We start from the raw sequence: 21,846 nt of genomic DNA, 5'->3' as shown, positions 1-21,846 counted from the left end.
TTGATAATTTTCTTCAATATGTATAGTAATTAATGCCACTTTTAATCCCCCCATAACTGCTCTCCTTGTCCATTTTATGAGGTTTGGAAGTAGATTATGAAGTAACTTTTATAGATATTTTCCAATTAACCAAAAGCATTTTTAAGCGGAGGGATGCTAACTCTATCCTAAAGACGCTTAAATAATTCGTAAACGAAAGGAATTGAGTAGATGTCTGCATCCAAATCATTTCAACCCGGACAAATTGTCTATGTAATTATTCGAAACCCCCACGCTCAGGATGTGGCAAATGTCCAAGAAGCAGCAGTTGTCCAAAATCCCGAATCACCTGAGGAGCTATCGCTTTTTCTCTATGAAACCTATTATCCTTTAACCGATGAAGTGGCCGCTTATCAAACCGCAGACGAGGCGGAAACAGCTTACCGTGAAGCCTTTGGATTCTCGGAAGAAACGGAGACTTATTTTGGTTAAGTCTATTGTTCTCCAACTCGTCTACATAGAACACTTTACATGACGAAGGAATCCAGAAGGGTTCCTTTTTCGCTTTGTTTAAAATAGTTGACGAAACCATTTTAAATATGTTATTAAATTATGTGTTAGCACTCCTGATAATAGAGTGCTAAAATAATGATATAATTGACAATATACCCCTTGAAAGGAGCAATTTTGATGGAAACCAAACAATTTCAGGCTGAATCGAAAAGATTATTAGATATGATGATTCATTCCATCTATACACAAAAAGAAATCTTTCTAAGAGAGTTAATTTCAAATTCCAGTGATGCAATAGATAAAATCTATTATAAATCATTAACAGATGATAATTTAACTTTTGATAATGACCGCTACTACATAAAAGTAGCCGCTGATAAAGAGAATCGACTGCTCAAAATTACAGATACCGGTATTGGGATGACAGCGGAAGAGCTTGAGAATAATCTTGGAACGATTGCCAAAAGCGGTTCATTAGCCTTTAAAACGGAAAATGAATCAAAGGATGGCCATGATATTATTGGACAATTTGGTGTTGGCTTTTATGCTGCTTTCATGGTTGCTGATGTTGTAACAGTCATCAGTAAGGCCTTAGGCAGCGACCAAGCGTATAAATGGGAATCAAAAGGTGCGGAAGGATACACCATTGTCCCAGTTGATAAAGATGAAGTTGGGACTGAAATTATTTTAAAAATCAAAGAAAATAGCGAAGATGAGAATTACGATGAATTTTTAGAAGAATACCGCCTAAAATCCATCATTAAAAAATATTCAGACTTTATCCGCTATCCGATTAAAATGGATGTGACCTCAAGAAAGCTTAAAGAGGGCAGTGAAGATGAATATGAGGATGATGTAGAGGAACAAGTGATCAACAGTATGGTTCCAATTTGGCGTAAAAATAAAAGCCAGTTAACGGATGAAGATTATCAGAATTTTTATTCCGAAAAACATTACGGCTTTGACAAACCGCTTAAACATATCCATATTAGTGTAGACGGGGCTGTAAGATATAATGCAATTTTATATATTCCGGAGAAAACCCCATTTGATTTTTACTCACCGGAATATGAAAAGGGCTTAGAGCTATATTCAAATGGCGTGTTAATCATGAACAAATGTGCTGATTTGCTCCCGGACTATTTCAGTTTTGTTAAAGGAATGGTGGATTCTGAGGATCTATCGCTTAACATTTCTAGAGAAATGCTTCAGCACGATCGTCAGCTTAAGCTAATTGCAAAAAATATAAATAAGAAAATTAAGAGTGAACTGCAAAGCTTATTAAAGAATGAACGTGAAAAATATGAAGAATTCTATAAGTCCTTCGGCAGACAATTAAAATTTGGTGTGTATAGTGATTACGGCATGCACAAAGAAGAATTGCAGGATTTATTATTATTCCACTCTTCTAAAGAGAAGAAAATGGTGACCTTAGATGAGTATGTATTGAGAATGCCTGAGGACCAAAAATATATTTATTATGCATCTGGTGAAACCATTGATAGAATTGATAAGCTGCCACAAACTGAATTAGTTGCAGATAAGGGCTATGAAATTCTCTACTTCACTGATGATATCGATGAATTTGCCATCAAGATGTTAATGGCTTACAAGGACAAAGAATTCAAATCGGTTTCTAGTGGTGATTTAGGAATTGAATCTGATAAGGATAAAAATAACACCGAATCAGAGGAAAAGGAAAATAAAGAGCTATTTGAAGCGATGAAAAAAATCTTAGCTGACAAGGTGAAAGATGTTCGGATATCAAAACGGTTGAAGAGCCATCCTGTTTGCATCACAAGTGACGGGGAAATCACCTTGGAAATGGAAAAAATTCTAAAATCGATGCCAGGTAACCAAAATGTAAAGGCTGACAGAATTTTAGAAATCAATGTTCAACATGAGGTATTTACTTCACTCAAAGAAGCTTTTGAAAAGGATCAAGAGAAACTATCGCTATATACTAATCTTTTGTATAATCAAGCATTGCTTATTGAAGGGCTTCAGGTTCCTGATCCTGTAGAATTTACAAATGATATTTGTAAAATTATGGTATAACTAAAGGGGAGCTGTCATGATGGCAGCTCTTTTTTTAGCATTTTTACATTTCCTGATGCATGGTAATGAAAATAATTAAAGATCTCCAGCTGATAGCCTGTACCATTTGGAACCGTAAAGGTATAGTTAATACCTTCCTCACCTGAGTCCCCGTAGAAAGTTACACTATCAAAATATTCAATTGAAGTGCCTAACTTGGTGATTTTAACGATTGAATACTTAATGGGTGAGTACTCATCGTGAGTGGTTTGAATTCCATGAATCGTAATGGTTTCATCATGGACGGCAAACTTTGAACTGAAGAAAAACGGAACAGCTATCCCGAGGCCCCATTTTAATCCCCCATCTTCTTCCTTGTCCTTTTTAAATCCCCCCTTGAAAAGCTTGTATAATCTGCGAAAGTACGACCCTTCCTCTCCCATTGGTCTCTCTCCCTGATTGAAATTAAAGCTATTATATTATTTGCATCCAATAAGAGAAAAGGAACGGCATTGTCCCATTCTTGTCCAAAATTTTTCCATCCTGCCCATTTTTAGACAAGTTGCTTCCATTCAATTAGAACAAGCATATGATGTGTAGTGCAAAAACCATTGAATCGGAGCGTTTTAACTATTCTATTGAAAGAGGCTGACAGTATTTATGGAGGGAGAAATATGTTTACAATCGAACAAATACAGGTAAGCCATTTTTTGTTCGCAATGGGCTGCCTGCTGGCGTTAGCGCATATTCTTGGCTACCTTTGTGAGCGGATCTATATTCCGAGGGTAATTGGGGAAGTTGGAGCGGGAATTATCCTTGGACCAAGTTTATTAGGCTATTTTTACCCTCAAGCATATCAATGGCTGTTTCACGGATTTCCATTGGAGGATCAATTATTCGGGCTCATTTATCAAATCGGTTTAATTCTTTTGATGTTCGTGTCAGGATTAAAATTTCATACTGAATTTGAGAAGGATGATTTAAAAATCACCTCTGCTATTACGATTGGTTCCAGTGTTCTTCCGTTTATTATTGGATGGTTGGTTACAAGTTTTATCGACTTGAATAAATTTGTGGGTGCAGCTAATGATTTGCTTGCACTTAAATTAATCGTTTGTATTTCGATTGCAGTCACTTCAATCCCTGTTATTTCTAAAATTTTTATTGATCTTGGAATTATGAAAACAAGGTTTGCAAAACTCGTTGTTATTATTGCCGGACTGCACGATATCCTTCTTTGGGTGGTATTAGGTGTAGCGACAAATCTTGTTGCCCATCATAGCAACCAATTATCCTATAGTGATGTTCTTTTAAGTATTGGAACGACTTGTTTGTTCTTATTGGGAATTCTCTTTGTGCTAAGAGTGCTTTTTAAACATTTAACCATGAATGACAGAAACATATTTTTCCAATCTTCAAACCTCGGTTATGTTTTAGTGATTCTTTTTATCGCTTGTGTACTTGCTTATTTTTTTCACGTCGAAACCATCTTCGGTGCCTTGCTGGTCGGGATTGCGGCAAAGCTTTATCTTCCGGAAACGGTCTCTGAGAAGATCGAAGAAGGCGTTTCTAATTTATCCTTTTCTTGGTTTGTGCCCGTTTATTTTGCAACAGTTGGGCTTCAATTAGATTTAGCCAAGTCATTTGATATTTATTTCTTTATCCAGTACTTATTAATTGCAACCTTTATTCAAATGACCATTGTTTACTTTACCTGCCGATTAATTAAGCTTAATTCTCTGACAAGTTTAAACTTTGGCTTCGCTATGAATGCAAGGGGAGGCCCAGGAATTGTTTTATCGACAGTGGCTTTCATGTCAGGGATTATAAATCAGGAGTTTTTTGCGATACTAGTTATGCTTGCCCTTGTTACTTCCTGGATGACAGGAACTTGGCTTAGATTTGTAATTAAAAACAAATGGGATTTAATGTGACAAATGAATAAATTTCATACTCTTACACAAGATATAAAAAACTAAAGGAGTGTGAGAGTATGAAAAAAATAGTTCTCTTACTGGTTTTACTATTCCCAATCAGTTTTGGCAGTTTTCAGTTTGCCCATGCGAAAGTAATGGGGGAACTGCGAGCCGAAAATAAGGTGATCTCTGAAAAAGAAGCAGGGGATATTGCTTTAACAAAAGTAAAAGGTGAAATTGTTAAGGTTGTCCTAGAAGAGGATGATGGAAGATCCGTTTACGAAGTAAAAATTAAAAGTGCAGGCATTTTTTATGAAGTTGAAATCGATGCGAAGACAGGTAAAGTTTTAGAGGTAGAAAAAGAAGGGGCATCTAACGGTGATGATGATCGTCATCATGGTGACGATGACCACGGTCATGACCACGACGACGATGGACCTGGTGACGACGATCAGGGAGAAGACTAATAGAAATTTTAAAAAAGCTGCACGTCATAATTGATGTGCCGTTTTTTATATTGAGAAAATTACTTATAGGAGAAAATTAATGATAAAAAAATACGTAAGTCTTATATTTTTTCTCTTTTGTTTTATCGCCGCCGGATACCATGCCAATGCAGAAAAGGATTATGAAAAAAAGGATAACGAGTTAGAAAAAGTGATGCCTCTGCCTAATAAGGAAAAGGAAAGCGAATTAGATGAAAAAAATAATTCCGAAAAAGAATCAGATGGTGAAAAAAAAGATAGTGAAAAATGGGATTCGGATTTAACTTGTACAAAGGATATTAAATATACTTTGGCACAAAAGCAGAGTCTCGACCAAATCTATCATCGTATTTATATGGATTATATCAGCCTGATTGAAACATATGCCTGGGCAGGTGCCCTTACCCAAGATGAAAAAAATCTACGCTATAACATGTTAAGAAACTACATACTTACCTTTCAAAAAAGAAACTACAAATGGTGCAGTGAATTCGAGGAAGATGAATGGGAAGAGGAATGGTTTAACAGTGATAATGATTAAGAAATATTTAAGGGACAATTCAAAATAAGGATGGTCCCTTAAATAGAGCAACATTTTTGACATGATTACCTTTTATTACGTAAGCTTAATGAGTTGTAGCATACAAGTATTTAGTTGAAGGGGAGGAAATAGCTGTGAAACTAGTAGCAATCGTTGGAAGTATTCGGAAGGAATCGTATAATCTTAAGTTGGCGAAATATGTGCAAAGAACTTATAAGGACCGCTTTGACCTTGAAATTTTAAATATTCGTGACCTTCCTCATTATGATCAGGATATCGAATTAAACCCGCCGCAGGTGGTATTTGATTTTAAGAAGAAAGTTGCTGAAGCAGATGCCGTTCTTTGGGTTACTCCGGAATATAATTATTCGATTCCAGGGGTATTAAAGAATGCAATGGATTGGTTATCACGGGTGGATAAAGTAATGATTGGTAAACCATCTTGGATCATGGGTGCAACAATGGGGACGCTCGGAACTGTTCGTGCTCAGAACCATTTGCGTGATATTCTCTTCTGCCCGGGTATTGGTTCACTACTAATCCCAGGAAATGAAGTCTATGTTGCCCAGGTCCACGAAAAAATAGATCAGGATGGAAACCTTACCCACGAACCTACCATTAAATTTTTGGATCAGGTGGTAAATAACTTTATTCAGTGGTTTAACCAACAAAAACAACTTTGTGCCACAAAATAACTTTAAAAACCAACACCGTTGAACGGTGTTGGTTTTTATTTGGTTATTTTTTCAAAATAATGGAAAATGAATAATTTGTCCTATTTTTGATTCTGACCCATATACATATAGAGGGCTTGTTTTTTTATATAAAAAATGGGGAGGGTCAACATTGAAGTTAAAGAAATCTTTAGCGTTATTGTTAACGGGAGGATTGGCGGCAAGTTTATTTTTAGCAGGCTGTAGCTCAAAGTCAGGTGACGACGGAAAAAGTAGTTCGAATTTGATCAAAATTGCCACACAAACACCACTTTCAGGTGGAAGTGCGACCATTGGGGAGGCCATTAAACTGGGTGCCCAGCTTAAATTAGACGAAGAAAAGGCAAAGTTTAAAGAATTAGGCTATAATCTGCAGCTAGTTCCTTATGATGATCAAGGAGATCCGAAAAAAGGAGTGGCGAATGCCCAATTAATTGGTGCCGATAAATCAATTTTAGCAGTTGTCGGTCACTTTAACTCAGGGGTTGCGATTCCATCATCTGAGGTCTATGAAAAATATGCGATCCCTATGGTATCACCTGCCAATTCTGCAGTTGAAGTAACGAGCAGAGGATTAAAAACGGTCAACCGAATTGTAGCCCGTGATGATTTCCAGGGACCTGCCGGTGCCGAATATGCAGTGAATACCTTACATGCGAAGAAAATCTTTATTGTTCAAGATAAAACAGCTTATGGAACAGGTCTAGCTGAAGCCTTCAAGAAAGCTGCAGAAGAAAAAGGCGCGCAAATTCTTGGCTTTGAAGGAATTACCGTTGGTGAAAAAGATTTTAATGGAGTCCTTAACCAAATTGTCTCCAAAAAACCGGACCTCGTTTATTTTGGCGGAATCTATGCTGAAGGCGGTTTGTTAATCAAACAAGCACGTGAAAAAGGCATCAATGTTCCATTCATGGGCGGGGATGGACTGGATGCGTCCACACTTGTTGAAATTGCTGGTGACGCGATTAAAAATACTTATATTACTTCACTTGCAGGGGATTCAACGAAATCTCCAGAAGGTCAAAAGTTTATCGAAACCTATAAAGCCAAATTTAATAAGAATACAGAGTCCTATTCCGTGTATGGTTATGACACGATGGGCGTAGTTTTAAAAGGAATTGAGGATGCGATTAAATCCAATAACAACAAATTGCCAACTCGTGAGCAAGTAAGAGATGCAGTCCGTGGTGTCCAGGATTATCAAGGTGTGTTAACGAAGGTTAGCTTTGATGATATCGGGGACAACAAATATGCAAAAGTGTTTATTTATAGCTTTAAAGAAGCAAAATATCCGGCAGAATTTGTTGGTGAAGTGAGTAAATAAGGGGTAACAGATTGAAAAGGGTACACTTTAGAGGGAGAGTACCCTTTTTCTTCTATATTTTGGGACAAGGAGGTTTACTATGCTGAATGAAATAGTCCAGACAATTCCGCAGGTGCTGATTGATGGACTTACGTTAGGGGCAGTTTATGCTGTTATTGCATTAGGTTACACAATGGTTTATGGGATATTGGAATTAATTAATTTTGCACACGGGGAAATCTTTATGTCAGGTGCTTTTATGGGAACAGCCATTTTACTCGTTTTTACAGGAATGGGCTGGGTTTCTGCCGTACCGGCCATTGTAATGCTAATTACGGCACTTCTTTTAACAGCACTATTAACGGGATTACTAGGAATGGGGATTGAACGAGTTGCCTATCGGCCGCTCAGAAATGCACCACGGCTAATTCCGTTGATTACGGCAATTGGGATTTCCTTTTTATTGCAGGATATTGTGAGATTCATAGCTGAATTGAAAAAGGGAAATTATATTGTAACGGGTCCAAGTATGTTTACCCACCAGCTATCGATCAAGGCTTCATCGATTAGTTCTATGTTTAATGATGCGAATATTAAAACTTCTTTTGTGATTGTCATTGTCACGGCTGTGATCATGATGATTGGGCTTGACTTATTTGTCAATCGTACAAAATGGGGTATGGCGATGAGGGCAGTTGCGCAGGATCGTGAAACTGCTTCCTTAATGACGATTAACGTAAATAAAGTGATTTCAATGACCTTTTTTATCGGTTCCGCCCTTGGTGGGGCCACAGGTGTTTTATTTGCTGTGCAATACGGGACAATTGACCCCTATATTGGCTTTATCCTTGGTTTAAAAGCATTTACTGCTGCAGTTTTAGGTGGTATAGGAAATATCCGCGGTGCGATGCTCGGTGGTTTATTGCTGGGGGTCCTAGAAATGTTTGCATCTGCCAATTTAACGCTGCTTTCCGGTGGTGTCTTCGGGGCAGAATATAAAGACGTTTTTGCGTTTATCATTTTAATCATCGTATTACTGTTTAAACCGGAAGGCCTATTAGGCAAGCCGGTCACTGAGAAAGTGTAGGTGAGAAGATGAAAACTTTATGGAACAACTATAAAAATAATAAAATCTTCCAGGGAATCTTTCTTCTCGTTTACATTGGCGTTACATCTTTAAGTTTATTTTTAGCTCAAAAGTCAGTTATTGCATTCTTACTACTGCTAACCTCTCTATTACTCTTATATTTTACGAATTTTAAGAATCTCACAAAATGGTTGATTGCAGGGGTTGTATTGGTATTTCTCCTCCCATTTACCGCAAGCAACGGGGATGCGTATCAATCCTATATGGAAGTTGCCACACTGGTTGGAATCTATATTTCCATGGCTCTGGGCTTAAATATTGTCGTCGGAATGGCAGGACTCCTAGATTTAGGGTTTATAGCCTTTTTCGCGGTTGGAGCTTATACGTACGGGATATTTGCCACTGCACAGGCTAATAATTTTATGCCATTTGGGCATTTCCCGCTTCCAGGGGAAAGCTTTTGGTTCTTCATTATCATTGGCTGTTTAGTCGCGGCATTGTTTGGGGTTCTGCTCGGGATCCCGGTTCTTCGCGTAAAAGGGGATTATTTAGCAATTGTTACCCTTGGGTTCGGAGAGATTATCAGAATTATTTTTAATAACCTGGATCGTCCGGTTAATATTACAAATGGTGCCATGGGGCTTGCCTCTGTTACCCCGCCCCGTCTGTTTGGAATTGATTTTCTCTATCCTAGCCAATTTTATTATGTGGTTCTCGTCATTTTGTTGTTTACGATTTTTACCGTTCGCCGTTTCGAACACTCAAAAATTGGCCGTTCTTGGAAGGCTGTTAGGGAAAATGAAATTGCCGCACAGGCGATGGGGGTTCCGTTAGTTCGGACGAAACTGATGGCCTTTGCGATTGGAGCTTCTTTTTCAGGGATGATGGGGGTTGTTTTTGCTGCAAAACAAGCCTTTGTTGACCCCACTAGTTTTACGCTGCTGGAGTCAATTACCATTTTAGTTATGGTTATTTTAGGAGGGATGGGAAGTGTTCCAGGGGTCATTCTCGGTGCAGCCGTAATGACTATACTGAACCTTCAAGTATTAACAGAAGTGACGAATTGGCTGAATCAGTTAAGTTCGACGGGGGTCATTTCGATTCCAGATGCTCTTTCCCCTTCAAAAATGCAACGGCTGATTTTCGGTTTACTGTTAATCCTTTTTGCATTATATCGACCCAAAGGGCTATTGCCTGCTAAAAATCGTAAATATAATGAAAAAGAATTACGAGATGGTAGCAAGGAAACAAAAACTGCGATCACTCCTGATCCATCACAGCTTGAAAAAGCTCAGGAGGTGTAAGGAATGTCCATTTTAGAAGTGAAAAACTTAACGAAAACCTTTGGGGGACTAACCGCGAACAATGATGTATCGATGGCGGTTGAGAAAAATTCGATTACCGCTGTTATTGGTCCGAACGGTGCCGGAAAAACAACTTTTTTCAACATGATTACAGGAGTTTACCAGCCAACTTCTGGTTCAATTTTACTGGAAAATGAAATATTAGTCGGATTAAAACCGCATGAGGTATGTAAAAAGGGAATTGCCAGAACCTTTCAGAATATACGCTTATTTAATGAGATGGCTGTCCTTGAAAATGTTATGGTTGGAATGCATACACATTTAAGGGCAGGACTCTTTGGGATCTTATTTAATCTTCCCGGGATTCGGAAGGAAGAGAAGGTTTCTGAAATAAAGGCCTATCAATTATTGGAATATGTAGGGCTGGCAGATTTGCTAAATGAAAAGGCCTGCAATTTAAGCTACGGGGCACAAAGAAGATTGGAAATTGCAAGGGCTCTTGCTGCAGGTCCAAAGGTACTTTTATTAGATGAACCAGCTGCAGGGATGAATCCAAAGGAAACAAAGGAATTGACCCAGCTGATTAAAAAAATGAGAGATGAATTTAATCTGACCGTCATTTTAATTGAGCATGACATGAAGCTTGTAATGGAAATCTCTGAACATATCGTTGTGCTCGACCACGGGGAAAAAATTGCGGAAGGAAAGCCGGAAGACATTCGGAAAAATCCGAAGGTCATCGAGGCCTACCTTGGGTCAGGTGCCGTTCATGCTGGATAGGGGGAAAGAGATGCTTCAATTAAATAATGTTGAAACCTTTTACGGCGGGATTCAGGCTTTAAAAGGGATTGATGTTTCCGTAAATAAAGGGGAAATCGTCACCCTGATTGGCAGTAATGGAGCCGGAAAATCAACAACTTTAAAATCCATCAGCGGACTGGCGAAAGTAAAGACAGGAAGTATTGTTTATAATGGAACGGATATTTCGAATAAACCTGCACATGAAACAACCCTGTTAGGGATTGCTCATGTTCCCGAAGGCAGACGAATCTTTCCAAGACTTTCGGTAAAGGAAAATCTGTTAATGGGGGCATTTTCAGTTAAAAACAAGAAGGTGATCGAGAAAAGAATGGAGAAGGTGTTTCATTATTTTCCGAAACTAAAAGACCGGCTCGAGCAAAAGGGCGGGACCATGAGTGGCGGTGAACAGCAAATGCTCGCCATTGGAAGAGCCCTAATGATGAAACCCGATTTACTCATGCTAGACGAGCCCTCCATGGGCCTTGCTCCCATCATCGTCGAACAAATCTTCGAAATCATCAAAGAACTCAACGAAGAAGGCATCACCATCCTGCTCGTCGAACAAAATGCCTACCAAGCCCTGCAAGTCGCCCACCGGGGCTACGTCATCCAAACCGGCGAAATCAAACTCCAAGGAAACGGCTATGACCTAATCACAAATGAAGAAGTGAGAGAGGCATACTTAGCTTAAAGGTAAATCGACATAATTCGAGCGGTGCCTGTCACCGCCCGAATTATGTCGATTATTTTTTGTTTTTGGAAAATTCCTGACTTTCATTAAATTTTTACTTTAATTCACTATTAATTTACCACTTTACCAAACTAAAATATCGTAGTATAATTTTTCACGTAATCAATTAGATGAGGTGATTTAGTATGATGATAACAATTAACTATGAATTCCATTCGATGAACTACCACCATCGTTATCATCATCATTCTTGTTGATGTTAACTCTATGACCACTAATGAAACTGCATAATAAATTTGAGAGTAAAACTTACAAGAGAGGAATTACCATCATGGAAAATAAAAAATGGGGATTATGGATTTTAACAACATTTGTTGTTGGGAATATGGTTGGCGGGGGCATTTTCATGCTTCCTAGCAATATGGCGCAAGTGGCTAGCCCTTTTGGCTCAATGGCCGCTTGGGGTATCACGGGTTTAGGCGTATTATTTATCGCACTTGTTTTTGGAAATTTGTCTACTAGAAAACCAGAATTGAAAGCAGGTCCGCAAAGTTATGCGCAAGCGATGTTCTCATCACCGAAGGCGGGACGCATTGCGGGGTATAGCATGGCATGGGGATATTGGGCAGCAAACTGGGCAGCAACTGCCTCAGTCATCATTACATTCGCAGGGTACCTATCCACATTCTTCCCGATTATGCAAAGCTCAAAAGTACTTTTTACTGCAGGATCTTTCTCACTGGAATTGGGTAAATTCATTAACTTCATGGTTTGTACGGTTATGCTATGGGGCATTCAAGCGATTTTATCCAAAAGCTTCAATGACGGCGGTAAATTGAACTTTATCGCAACTGCTGCAAAAGTAATCGGGTTCGCCTTATTCATCGTCATTACTTTGTTTATTTTTGACTCTGCAAACATTGGTAATGGGAAAGAGTTCATTGATAAAGCAGGAAAGTCCGTTTTATTTGGCAGCCAAATCAATTCTGCCGCGATTTTAACCCTATGGGCCTTTATTGGAATTGAGTCAGCGGTGATGTTATCGAATCGGGCAAAGTCACAGAGAGATGTAAAAATGGCAACCATTATTGGTTTAATTATTTCGCTTGTAATCTATATTGGAATCACACTTTTAACAATGGGAGCACTGCCTGTAGAAGCGTTAAAAACTTCACAAAAACCACTAGTAGACGCAATTGGACAAGTAGTTGGTTCAAGCGGCGGAAAAATCATGGCCTTGCTTGCCCTTGTTTCACTATTTGGATCAACTGTCGGCTGGATTGTCGTCAGTTCTGAAGTCCCATATCAGGCGGCAAAAGCTCAATTATTCCCAGCGTTTTTCGCGAAAACGAATAGGAAAGGTAGTCCAATTAATTCATTAACCTTAACAAATATCATGACGCAAATCTTTTTGTTTTCAACGATTTCCGGTACGATTTCTGAAGCCTATAATTTTGTTATTGTCGTCGCAACTCTAGCCTATTTGATTCCTTATTTGGTATCGGCACTCTATCAATTAAAATTAGTCCTTACCGGTGAAACCTATGACACGATTAAGGGTTCCAGGGTGAGGGATGGTGTGATCACTGTTTTAGCCTTGGTTTATTCACTCTGGGTAATCAAAACCGGAACAGCTGACATGAAAACATTCTTTTTAGGAATTGGATTATTTGTAGTGGGTTTGGTTTTATATCCGTTTGTGATGAAGGAACGGAATGTGATGGAAAAAGTAAAGGAAACAAAAGCAGCTTAATAATAGATTTCAAAACAGGATGACCTATTGGGGGCATCTTGTTTTTTTATTACAATAACAAATAGTAGATAAATTTATAGAAAATTTGTAAAATTTAAAAATATTATTGACGAAGGTTTTCACTATCGATATGATTAAAATAGGAAAATATCCATAAGTATTCCATAAATAAAAGGGAGGGGATTGGATGTAGAAAGGACCCACCAGTAAATTTACCTCATTTCGTTGGATTCATTCAATAATAAGGGGCTGATATTACTTGAAAATTGAAAACCATTTCATTGACTTTATTCCTGAAGAGGAAAGGCATGGAAGTGTCCGAAATCTATTTTCGATCTGGTTTAGTGCGAATATGCATATTCTCACGATTGTCACCGGGGCTCTTGCAATTGTATTTGGACTAAATCTCTTTTGGGCAGTGGTTTCCATTCTATTAGGAAACCTTATCGGGGCTATCTTTATGGCCACACACTCCGTTCAGGGACCCAATCTTGGAATCCCGCAAATGATCCAGAGCAGGGCCCAATTTGGTATCATCGGGGCAATCATCCCGCTTTTAATTGTAGTAATCATGTATATTGGATTTTTTGCAAGTAATGCTGTTGTCAGTGCACAGGCGCTTTCAAGTGCTTCTTCCATTCCAATTAATATCGGAATTGCCCTTATTTGTATTACAGGGTTTATGATCGCCCTTTATGGATATGATTTAATTCACATAATTGTTAAGTATTTGACCATTGCCTTCACAGCCGTATTTTTCTTTGTAACGATTGCAGCCTTCGGTCTAGACCTTCCGGCTGGAAGTTGGTCACCAAGTGAATTTAAGCTCGCACCATTTTTATTAGGTGTGAGTGTTTTTGCTGCGTGGCAATTGTTATACGCGCCCTATGTTGCGGATTATTCCAGATATCTTCCTTCTAAAACACCTTCATCAAAAACATTTTTCTATACTTATACCGGAACTGTAATTGGTACGGTTTGGATGATGGTTTTGGGGGCTGTATTAGCTACTGCGATACCAAAATTTTTAGATAATCCCGGGAAAGAAGTTTCCCATCTTTTAGGCCCTATTTTTGTTCCGATTATTTATGCGATTATCATTATGGGACTTGCCGCTATCAATGGACTAAATCTATATGGAGCATTTATGTCCATTACCACCATCATAGAAACCTTCACAAAATTAAAGGGTACCATTCAAACAAGATTTTGGCTGATGCTAAGCTGCTTAATTTTATGCGGCGGGCTTGCCATTTGGGGAAATGGGGACTTTCTAAATAATTTCACAAACTTAATTCTTTTCCTTTCCTACTTTATGTTCCCATGGACGGCCATTAATTTAATTGATTATTATTTTTTGAAGAAAGGCCATTATAATGTTACAGCCCTCTTTGATTTAAATGGCCAATATGGAAAAATTAACTGGATTGCCCTTGGAGCTTATATTATTGCGATCCTGTTGGAAATTCCATTTATCAACAGCTCTTTTTATGTTGGCCCGCTTGTTGATAATTTAGGTGGAACCGACCTGGCTTGGATTGTCGGGCTAATTGTACCGGTCCTTTTGTATTATTATCCTATGAAAAAATTAAAATCAAAGTCTATTTCGAACGAGCTTGATGTAAATGAACAATTGACAACCCGCATTTAAAAAAGCCTATTTTATAAAGGAGTTAATGGACAAATGATACACGCAGATATAATTATATCAAGCAACTCTATATTTACAGGCTTGGCAGATAAGCCGGAACCAGCATCCATTGCAATCAGGGATAATAAAATTATCGGTATGGGCTCAATGAATGAAATGCTGCCACTTATAAATGAAAATACAGAAATCTATCAATTTGAAGATGAATTGGTCATGCCCGGTTTTCATGATTTTCATCTTCATTTAATGATGGCCGGGCTCCAATTGGTTAGTGTCGACCTCGCTTCAGCTCGTTCTGAGGAGGAAGCAGCTAAAAAAGTATTTGAATTTGCTCAGGAGAATCCTGATGAAGAATGGATTATTGGGATGCAGTGGGATTCAAGTTATTGGGGTCCACAGCAAATGCCGACTCGACACTCACTTGATCAAGTGATCCTGGACCGCCCTGTGTTTTTATTACATGCGGAGGGACATTTTGCCTGGCTCAACAGCAAGGCACTTGAGGTATTACAAATTAATGAGTTTACACCGGATCCAGAATTCGGCTCCTATGAAAAAGTAAATGGTAAATTAACAGGAATTTTATATGAAAATGCTGTGACTACCGCCTCCGAAAAGGCATTAAATTTTTCAAAAGAAAAAAAATCCCGGATTCTAGAAAGGTTTATGGAGGAGGCGGCTAAATATGGGATTACGTCCGTAAATGATATGTTTGCTCCATTTGATGAAGTTCTTCGGGATTATAAGCTATTAGAGGAAATGGATTTGAATGATCGTTTATCAGTGAGAATCCATTTGACCCCCGAAATAAAGGAAGATATAACCTTTGCACAAAAAATGGGTGAAGAGTTAAACTCCGGAAAATTAAAATATTCCGGTTTAAAAGGATTCCTTGATGGGGTAATAACTGGGTACACTGCTTTGCTGTTAAAACCATATGAAGATAAACCGGGTTTTTGCGGTGAACCTGCAATGCCACCTGAAAGGGTAATCAATTGGGTTGTGAATGCGGATCGGCAGGGGCATCGAGTTCGTTTTCATGCAGTCGGGGATGGAGCTGTCAGGCTTGCGCTTGATGCATTTGAAGAGGCACAAAAAATAAATGGGAAACGGGATGCGCGGCATACAATTGAACATATCGATATTATCGACCCAAATGACATTCCTCGCTTTAAAGAACTAGGTGTGATCGCTTCCTTTCAGCCGGATCTAATTGCGATTGTGGAAAGGGGGGTATACGAAAAGCTTGTTGGTAAACAACGATTAGAATATGTTTACCCGATTCAAACCTTCCAAGAGTCAGGAGCACAAATTGCTTTTGGAACGGATACACCGATTGCTCGTTCCCTTAATCCTTTAACGCAAATCTTTTCAGCGGTGACTAGAATGGATTGTAGCGGTGTGACTGTATGGAATTCTAACGATTGTATCTCCTTATCGGAAGCATTGAAAGCTTATACAATTGGACCGGCCTACGGTAGTTTCAGAGAGCATGAACTTGGGACATTAGAAGTGGGAAAGCTTGCTGATCTAACCATACTCGATCGTAATATTTTTGAAAAACCAATTGGAGAATTATTGGAGACAAAAGTTAAAATGACGATGGTCGATGGGAGAGTAGTCAGCAAAGAGATGAAATCTTCGACTACCGGCACCGTTTAATACTATAAACAGGGACCTTCCGAATGGAAGGTCCTTCGTTATTCACTATTAACATAATAAATTTTTCTTGGTCTGCCCTTTGAGGTAGGTGCCTCTTCTCCGATGATTTCCGCAATTCCCTGTTCGACCAACCCGTTAAGAATCCTTCGGGCATTTCTCGGTGTCATCTTCAGCCAATCTGCGATATTTGCAGCAGTAATCGAGTTTGTCCCTAAGCGTTTTTGAACAGATATAATTTTATTGAACGTAGTAATGGTGATTCCGCTATCTTTCAGTTTATCGCTCATTTCCTTGTTATCCGTTCGATAGCTGTATGTAATATTTTCCCCTTCTTTTAAAGGTCCTTCGATGGTTCCGTTTGTATCTACTAAAAAGGCCGAAAAGGTACCATAATTTTGGGCATGATTTAAGGCTAATCTGGCATTCTCCTCTGCGGCAAGTGCAGAATCCCCATAGCCAATGCCGATATTCGCAGGTAAATCGGTTATTAAAGCTAATTCCTCCAATAGGGAAGGTATTTGTTGCCGTGAATCATGTAAAGAACCTCTCGTTGAAAAAATCATAAACGTACCCACACCAATCGACATAAACGATCCTGAAATGGATTCGGAAAAATTTAATACGGCTGACTGTAATTCCAAGTTCAAGCGATGAAGATCATAGGACACGGTGTGGAAATCGGATTTTTTCTCCATTCTTTGTATTTGGATCAGTAGCGAAGCAATTTGTGACTGTTTAAAATGCAGCATCTCCCACTGCTGAATCGCCTTCTTTAAGGTTTCGCGAATATTGCTCCTAGTCGGCGTCACACGATAGGCAGGGATGCCTTGAGAACGGAGAGTCTCATAGATTGAGTATAGGCAGGTTACACATAAGTTAACTTTTCCGTTATTAAATAGTTTTTGATGAAAGGCCAAAAGATCCACGTGAGGAGTGTCGTGTAAGTATTCGTGAACATAAACCTGATTGCTTGATATTCCTAAATCACGGTAGGTTTCATTCACATCACGTTCTGTCAGCATATCAATACTTACCCGTTCAAGACTTGCCCCGTCCTTATAACCGATTTCAACGAGTGTTTTTGTTAAACTCGCTCCATCCAACCCCAGGAAAAAAAACGGCTGATTCGTTCCGCTTCTTTGCGCAGCCTTATAAAGGCCAGGTCCTGCAAAAATCCATAAATCCGTCCGATGTTGATTTTGCAGTAAGATATTCGTTGCTTCTTCCATATTTTGATAGGTAAACGGAATTGCCTCAATTTGGTCACTGTATTCAGCGGCAATGTCGCAGATTAATTGGACAAAATCACTTGGTCCCACAATACCGGCTCTAGGTTTCAAAAAAGCCACCACCAATTCATGAACTAAATATATTTTCCAAGTAGTTACATTATAGCAATTCATCACACCATTCGTAACTATTATTCATTTTCGCAAGAATATCCAAAAAAAATGAAAAGAATTTTTTGAAAATTCAATTGACAATCATTTCTCATATTTGTATAGTGTTGATAAGGGAATACATTGGGAATATTTCCATAAATGATTAAAGGAGGAAAATGGATTGAAGGGAAACGAACTTTTGCCTTTAGAAGATAAAGAGAGATTTAGAAATGTCATTGGTCATTTTGCCAGCGGGGTGTCCATTATTACCGTTAACCATAATGGAGTGGATTTTGGAATTACGGCAAGCGCGGTTAGCTCACTAGCGTTAGAACCTCCGATGCTGCTCGTTTGTGTCAACAAAAGCACAGGAACTTGTCACGCAATTTCAGACGAAGGATCCTTTACTGTAAATATTCTTGCCGAAAATCAAAAGGAATTGGCCTTAAAATTTGCTAGAGCAAATACGGACAAATTCAACGGTGTTTCCTTTAATTATGGAGAGCTAGAAAATCCCATTTTAACTAACACGCTTGCGCAGCTAGAATGCATGGTTGTAGAAGAAGTAACAGGGGGAACTCATTCCGTATTTCTTGCGGAGGTTCTGAAAGCGCATGCCGAAGAAGGTGAGCCGCTCGTCTATTTTCGAGGAAAATTCGGTCAATTTTTGGAAACATAATAATGAATCTATTAAATTTATGAAAATATGGAGGAGGATTTTAGATGGCGTTAATGACAGGGAAGCAATACCGGGATTCATTAAATGACGGAAGGGAAGTTTATATCGATGGGGAAAAGGTCAAAAATGTCGCTGATCACCCCGCATTTAAACCAATCGTGGATGTCAAAGCCAGGATGTATGATCTTAATCATGAGGAAAAATATGCTGACAAAGTAAAGACCGTATTGCCGGATGGTGAGGAAATCTGCAGGGGCTACAAAACACCTGAAACGAAAGAAGACCTGGCAGCGATTCGTACGTATGTCGAAACGGTCTTAGATGATCTTGGCGGTGTAGTTTACCGGGTTGGGGATGAGACAATTGGAGAAATGTGGTCCTTATATGATGCGCAAGATAAGTTAAATGAAATCGATCCTGCTTATGCTAGAAATATTAAATACCATGTTGACAGGGTCGCAAGAGAGGATCTTTTCCATGTTTCGGCCAATACCGATCCAAAAGGTGACCGAAGTAAGTTATTCAGCGGAAAAGATGGTGGAACCCTGCTCCATGTAGTGGAGGAAAACGATAAAGGAATTGTAGTAAAAGGGGCTAAATTTGAAACAGCAGCAGCTTATGCGCACCAGGCGTTCGTAAAACCAACGATATTAGATTGGGAAGCAGGGCAGGAGGCAATGGCACCATTTGCTTGTGGATTTATCTGCGATATGGGGTCACCAGGACTAAAACATATCTGCCGTTCTTCACTTGGGGCAGGGAAAAATCCGGAAGATTATCCTGTATCTACCAAATTTGAAGAGATTGATACATTACTAATCTTTGATAATGTCCTGATTCCATGGGAAAATGTGTTGTTCCACCGTTCCTTACAATCGGCTGCCTACATTCGCTCCACCTTACATCGCTATTCAGCCTTTAATTACACCCTTAGGGTTTTACGGAGAGCAGATTATTTACTAGGTGCAGCTCTATTGAATGTAGAACAAACTGGGTTGACAAAGCTTCAAGCAGTAAAGGAAAAAATCGCTCAATTAATTACGTATCGTGAAGGAATTAATGCACATTTAACCGCTGCCGTAGCAAATGCAGAACGCAGCCCTGGCGGTTTAATGATGCCTAATCAATCCTTACTCTATACTGGAAGAATTTTTGCCCTAACAAATTTCCCGGCGATGGCTCACTTGACGAGAGAGTTAGTTGGCGGACAGCTAGCTGTCACACCTGATACGACTACAATGTCGGATCCGGCAATTATTGATTATATCGATCGTTATTATTCAGTAGGAGAATGGTCAGCAGAGGATCGTGGGAAATTACTTTATTTTGCTCGGGATTTGCTCAATTCTTCTTACGCAGGCCATAAGGTGACATTTGAGTTATTTGCTCAAAGTCCGCCATTTGCCCAATATATGGCTGCTTACAGTAGCTTTGATGCAGAGCCAATGCGTGATTTGGTACGAAAAGCAGCGAATCTTAATCCAAAAACATCACTTACCGTTTAAGAATAATGGAAGGGAGCGGTACAATTGCAAACATTTTTTGACGGAGCTTTACAGCTTTCTGCATCGGTACTCACCATTGGGGCGCTCGATGGAGTGCATAAAGGACATCAAGCATTAATTAAAACCGCAAAGGGGAGGGCAATTGAGTTAGGGGTTCCACTAGTTGTGTACACATTTGACCCGCCGCCAAGGGTTTATTTTAAAAATGCGCTGCTGCTCTCCTCTCTGTCTGAAAAATTGTTGAAGCTTCAATCTCTTGGAGTAGACATTTGTATCATTGCTCCCTTCAATGAACACTACATGACAAAGGAAGTAAGTTCGTTTATTGAGGAAATTGGCGAACTTAACCCAGTGGAAATTTGGGAAGGACCTGATTTTCATTTTGGAAAAAATCGTGAAGGAAATATTTCTACTTTACAGAAATATTTTTCCGTAAAGATCACAGAGTCACTGCGCTGTCCATCGGGAGAAGTTATTTCCTCGAGCAGAATACGCAGTCTTATAAAAGAAAATAAGCGGGTGCAGGCTGAACAACTTCTAGGCTGGAACCATGCCGCGTCGTATTAATGGAGAATCACTATATTTAGATTAAATAAAAAGGAGAATTGGAAAATGACACATGAAAGATTTCGAAAATTTGAAACGAATAATTTTTATCCAACTAGTTTTGGAGAAGAGTCCCATCACGTAGCTAATGAATTTTGTATGGTAGTGCGTGCCGGCAATCATATTTATATGAGAGGCCAGACTGGTTTTGACTTAGAAGGGAATTTCCATGGCATTGATAATGTAATTGAACAAACAGAAAATGCATGCCGCTGCATTAAAAAGCTTTTAGAAGAAGCAGGGGGGGAAATGACAGATATTTGTAAAATTACTACTTATTTAACGGATCGTTCCTATCGCAAGGATGCTTATAGTGTAATTGCCAAGCATTTTAAAGGGGTTTACCCTGTCAGCACAGGTCTTGTTGTGAACGGACTTGCGCTTCCGGAAATGCTGGTAGAGATTGATGTCGAAGCAGTTATCAGTGATGAGGGATAAAGATTATTGATAAAAAATCATGGTGCAGCAGTAATTAGGCAAGGGTTTAGCTCTGCTGTCCATTTTTAAAGAGGAGGAAGAGGTTTGACGTTTTCTGTAGCAGGCCGCTGTTCAAAAACCGGTGCCCTTGGTGCGATTGTGACATCCAGCAGCCCAGCAGTCGGTGCACGATGTCCTTGGATAAAATCAAATATAGGTATTGTTCTCACCCAAAATGTAACCGATCCTAGATTAGCAGATGTCGGATTTTCAACAATAGAAAATGGATATAATGCTGAGTCTGCCATTAGGACGATGATAGCAGCGTCTGATTTTCCTGAGTACCGGCAATTAGCCGTAGTAGATGCGCAAGGTCAAGCAGCTGTATTTACCGGGGAAAAAGCACTTGGCGTCCATGGGGATTATTATACAGATAATGTTGCTTGTATTGGAAATCTATTAAGTGATCCAACTATTCCGGAAGCAATGGGCCGATATTTTAATCAACATGGTGGGAAGTCTTTGGAAGAGAGATTGATCTCAACGATTGAAGTTGGTTTTGAAATGGGTGGAGAATTAGATCAAGAACATTCAATCGCATTATTAATCTACCATCCTGATACTCCGTTTGCCTATATTGACCTCCGGGTTGATTATAGTGAAGATCCTTTTGGTGATTTAAAGAAGCTTTGGGAGATTTACGGTCCGCAGGCTGAAAGCTATAAGGTAAGAGCGATTCGGCCTGACGATGCCCCGTCCTATGGGGTAAAGGGGGATGAGTAATTTTTATCTATTTTGTATAAGAGTAAGGAAGTGACAAA

The 21,846-nt window shown here is 39.2% G+C and carries 21 protein-coding genes; 19 read left to right on the top strand and 2 right to left on the bottom strand.

All coding sequences use genetic code 11. The annotated features are described in order from the left end of the window. Positions 1 to 210 precede the first annotated feature (210 nt). Both E2K98_RS07810 and htpG read left to right on the top strand, forming a co-directional pair. A complete protein-coding gene (locus E2K98_RS07810; protein WP_133333679.1) occupies positions 211 to 471 on the top strand; it encodes a transcriptional regulator SplA domain-containing protein in 261 nt (86 codons plus the stop codon). 198 nt (positions 472 to 669) lie between these two features. Next, entirely contained in the window at positions 670 to 2,550 is a 1,881-nt protein-coding gene (gene htpG, locus E2K98_RS07805; RefSeq protein WP_133333678.1) for a molecular chaperone HtpG, read from the top strand. Between the two features lie 14 nt (positions 2,551 to 2,564). Here the strand turns inward: htpG and E2K98_RS07800 are convergent, their stop codons facing one another. After that, a complete protein-coding gene (locus E2K98_RS07800) occupies positions 2,565 to 2,972 on the bottom strand; it encodes a hypothetical protein (protein WP_133333677.1) in 408 nt (135 codons plus the stop codon). 231 nt (positions 2,973 to 3,203) lie between these two features. On the opposite strand from E2K98_RS07800, the gene E2K98_RS07795 reads away from it, so the two are divergent. The 12 genes from E2K98_RS07795 to E2K98_RS07740 all read left to right on the top strand — a co-directional run bounded on the left by E2K98_RS07795 (position 3,204) and on the right by E2K98_RS07740 (position 16,436). Then, positions 3,204 to 4,463, top strand: coding sequence for a cation:proton antiporter (locus E2K98_RS07795; protein ID WP_133333676.1), 1,260 nt, complete (start codon positions 3,204 to 3,206; stop codon positions 4,461 to 4,463). A gap of 59 nt (positions 4,464 to 4,522) precedes the next feature. Next, positions 4,523 to 4,912: a PepSY domain-containing protein gene (locus tag E2K98_RS07790; protein WP_133333675.1), complete on the top strand. Its 390-nt coding sequence runs from the start codon at positions 4,523 to 4,525 to the stop codon at positions 4,910 to 4,912. A 79-nt stretch (positions 4,913 to 4,991) separates the two neighbouring features. After that, on the top strand, positions 4,992 to 5,471 hold the full coding sequence (locus tag E2K98_RS31420) for a DUF2680 domain-containing protein (protein ID WP_208025330.1): 480 nt from the start codon (positions 4,992 to 4,994) through the stop codon (positions 5,469 to 5,471). A gap of 134 nt (positions 5,472 to 5,605) precedes the next feature. Continuing rightward, the gene (locus tag E2K98_RS07780; RefSeq protein WP_133333674.1) at positions 5,606 to 6,166 is read left to right on the top strand and encodes an NADPH-dependent FMN reductase; all 561 of its coding nucleotides are present in this window, start codon (positions 5,606 to 5,608) and stop codon (positions 6,164 to 6,166) included. 151 nt (positions 6,167 to 6,317) lie between these two features. Beyond that, the gene (locus E2K98_RS07775) at positions 6,318 to 7,508 is read left to right on the top strand and encodes a branched-chain amino acid ABC transporter substrate-binding protein (RefSeq protein WP_133333673.1); all 1,191 of its coding nucleotides are present in this window, start codon (positions 6,318 to 6,320) and stop codon (positions 7,506 to 7,508) included. Between the two features lie 79 nt (positions 7,509 to 7,587). Continuing rightward, a complete protein-coding gene (locus E2K98_RS07770; RefSeq protein WP_133333672.1) occupies positions 7,588 to 8,574 on the top strand; it encodes a branched-chain amino acid ABC transporter permease in 987 nt (328 codons plus the stop codon). Positions 8,575 to 8,582: 8 nt separating this feature from the next. Next, positions 8,583 to 9,878, top strand: coding sequence for a branched-chain amino acid ABC transporter permease (locus tag E2K98_RS07765; RefSeq protein WP_133333671.1), 1,296 nt, complete (start codon positions 8,583 to 8,585; stop codon positions 9,876 to 9,878). Positions 9,879 to 9,881: 3 nt separating this feature from the next. Then, positions 9,882 to 10,658: an ABC transporter ATP-binding protein gene (locus E2K98_RS07760; RefSeq protein ID WP_133333670.1), complete on the top strand. Its 777-nt coding sequence runs from the start codon at positions 9,882 to 9,884 to the stop codon at positions 10,656 to 10,658. 10 nt (positions 10,659 to 10,668) lie between these two features. Then, positions 10,669 to 11,370 (top strand): ABC transporter ATP-binding protein, encoded by a 702-nt coding sequence (locus E2K98_RS07755; RefSeq protein ID WP_133333669.1) that lies wholly within the window; start codon positions 10,669 to 10,671, stop codon positions 11,368 to 11,370. Positions 11,371 to 11,701: 331 nt separating this feature from the next. Then, complete coding sequence (locus E2K98_RS07750) at positions 11,702 to 13,123, top strand: amino acid permease (RefSeq protein ID WP_133333668.1); 1,422 nt, start codon at positions 11,702 to 11,704, stop codon at positions 13,121 to 13,123. Positions 13,124 to 13,382: 259 nt separating this feature from the next. After that, positions 13,383 to 14,774, top strand: coding sequence for a purine-cytosine permease family protein (locus tag E2K98_RS07745; RefSeq protein ID WP_133333667.1), 1,392 nt, complete (start codon positions 13,383 to 13,385; stop codon positions 14,772 to 14,774). A gap of 33 nt (positions 14,775 to 14,807) precedes the next feature. After that, on the top strand, positions 14,808 to 16,436 hold the full coding sequence (locus tag E2K98_RS07740; protein WP_133333666.1) for an amidohydrolase: 1,629 nt from the start codon (positions 14,808 to 14,810) through the stop codon (positions 16,434 to 16,436). A gap of 38 nt (positions 16,437 to 16,474) precedes the next feature. Here the strand turns inward: E2K98_RS07740 and E2K98_RS07735 are convergent, their stop codons facing one another. After that, entirely contained in the window at positions 16,475 to 17,776 is a 1,302-nt protein-coding gene (locus E2K98_RS07735) for a helix-turn-helix domain-containing protein (protein WP_133333665.1), read from the bottom strand. 223 nt (positions 17,777 to 17,999) lie between these two features. On the opposite strand from E2K98_RS07735, the gene E2K98_RS07730 reads away from it, so the two are divergent. The 5 genes from E2K98_RS07730 (at position 18,000) to E2K98_RS07710 (ending at position 21,808) form a co-directional block, all read left to right on the top strand. Beyond that, positions 18,000 to 18,497 carry a flavin reductase family protein gene (locus E2K98_RS07730; RefSeq protein WP_133333664.1) on the top strand — a complete coding sequence of 166 codons (498 nt, stop codon included), beginning with the start codon at positions 18,000 to 18,002 and terminating at the stop codon, positions 18,495 to 18,497. A gap of 44 nt (positions 18,498 to 18,541) precedes the next feature. After that, entirely contained in the window at positions 18,542 to 20,002 is a 1,461-nt protein-coding gene (locus E2K98_RS07725; protein ID WP_133333663.1) for a 4-hydroxyphenylacetate 3-hydroxylase family protein, read from the top strand. A 24-nt stretch (positions 20,003 to 20,026) separates the two neighbouring features. Further along, a complete protein-coding gene (locus E2K98_RS07720) occupies positions 20,027 to 20,569 on the top strand; it encodes an FAD synthetase family protein (RefSeq protein ID WP_133333662.1) in 543 nt (180 codons plus the stop codon). Between the two features lie 45 nt (positions 20,570 to 20,614). Then, entirely contained in the window at positions 20,615 to 21,046 is a 432-nt protein-coding gene (locus E2K98_RS07715; protein ID WP_133333661.1) for a RidA family protein, read from the top strand. Positions 21,047 to 21,130: 84 nt separating this feature from the next. Beyond that, on the top strand, positions 21,131 to 21,808 hold the full coding sequence (locus E2K98_RS07710; RefSeq protein WP_133333660.1) for a DUF1028 domain-containing protein: 678 nt from the start codon (positions 21,131 to 21,133) through the stop codon (positions 21,806 to 21,808). Positions 21,809 to 21,846 lie beyond the last annotated feature (38 nt).

The sequence above is a fragment of the Bacillus salipaludis genome, assembly GCF_004358205.1.
Note: the sequence above shows the minus strand (reverse complement) of the source record. Positions and strands in the feature narration are given on the sequence as shown.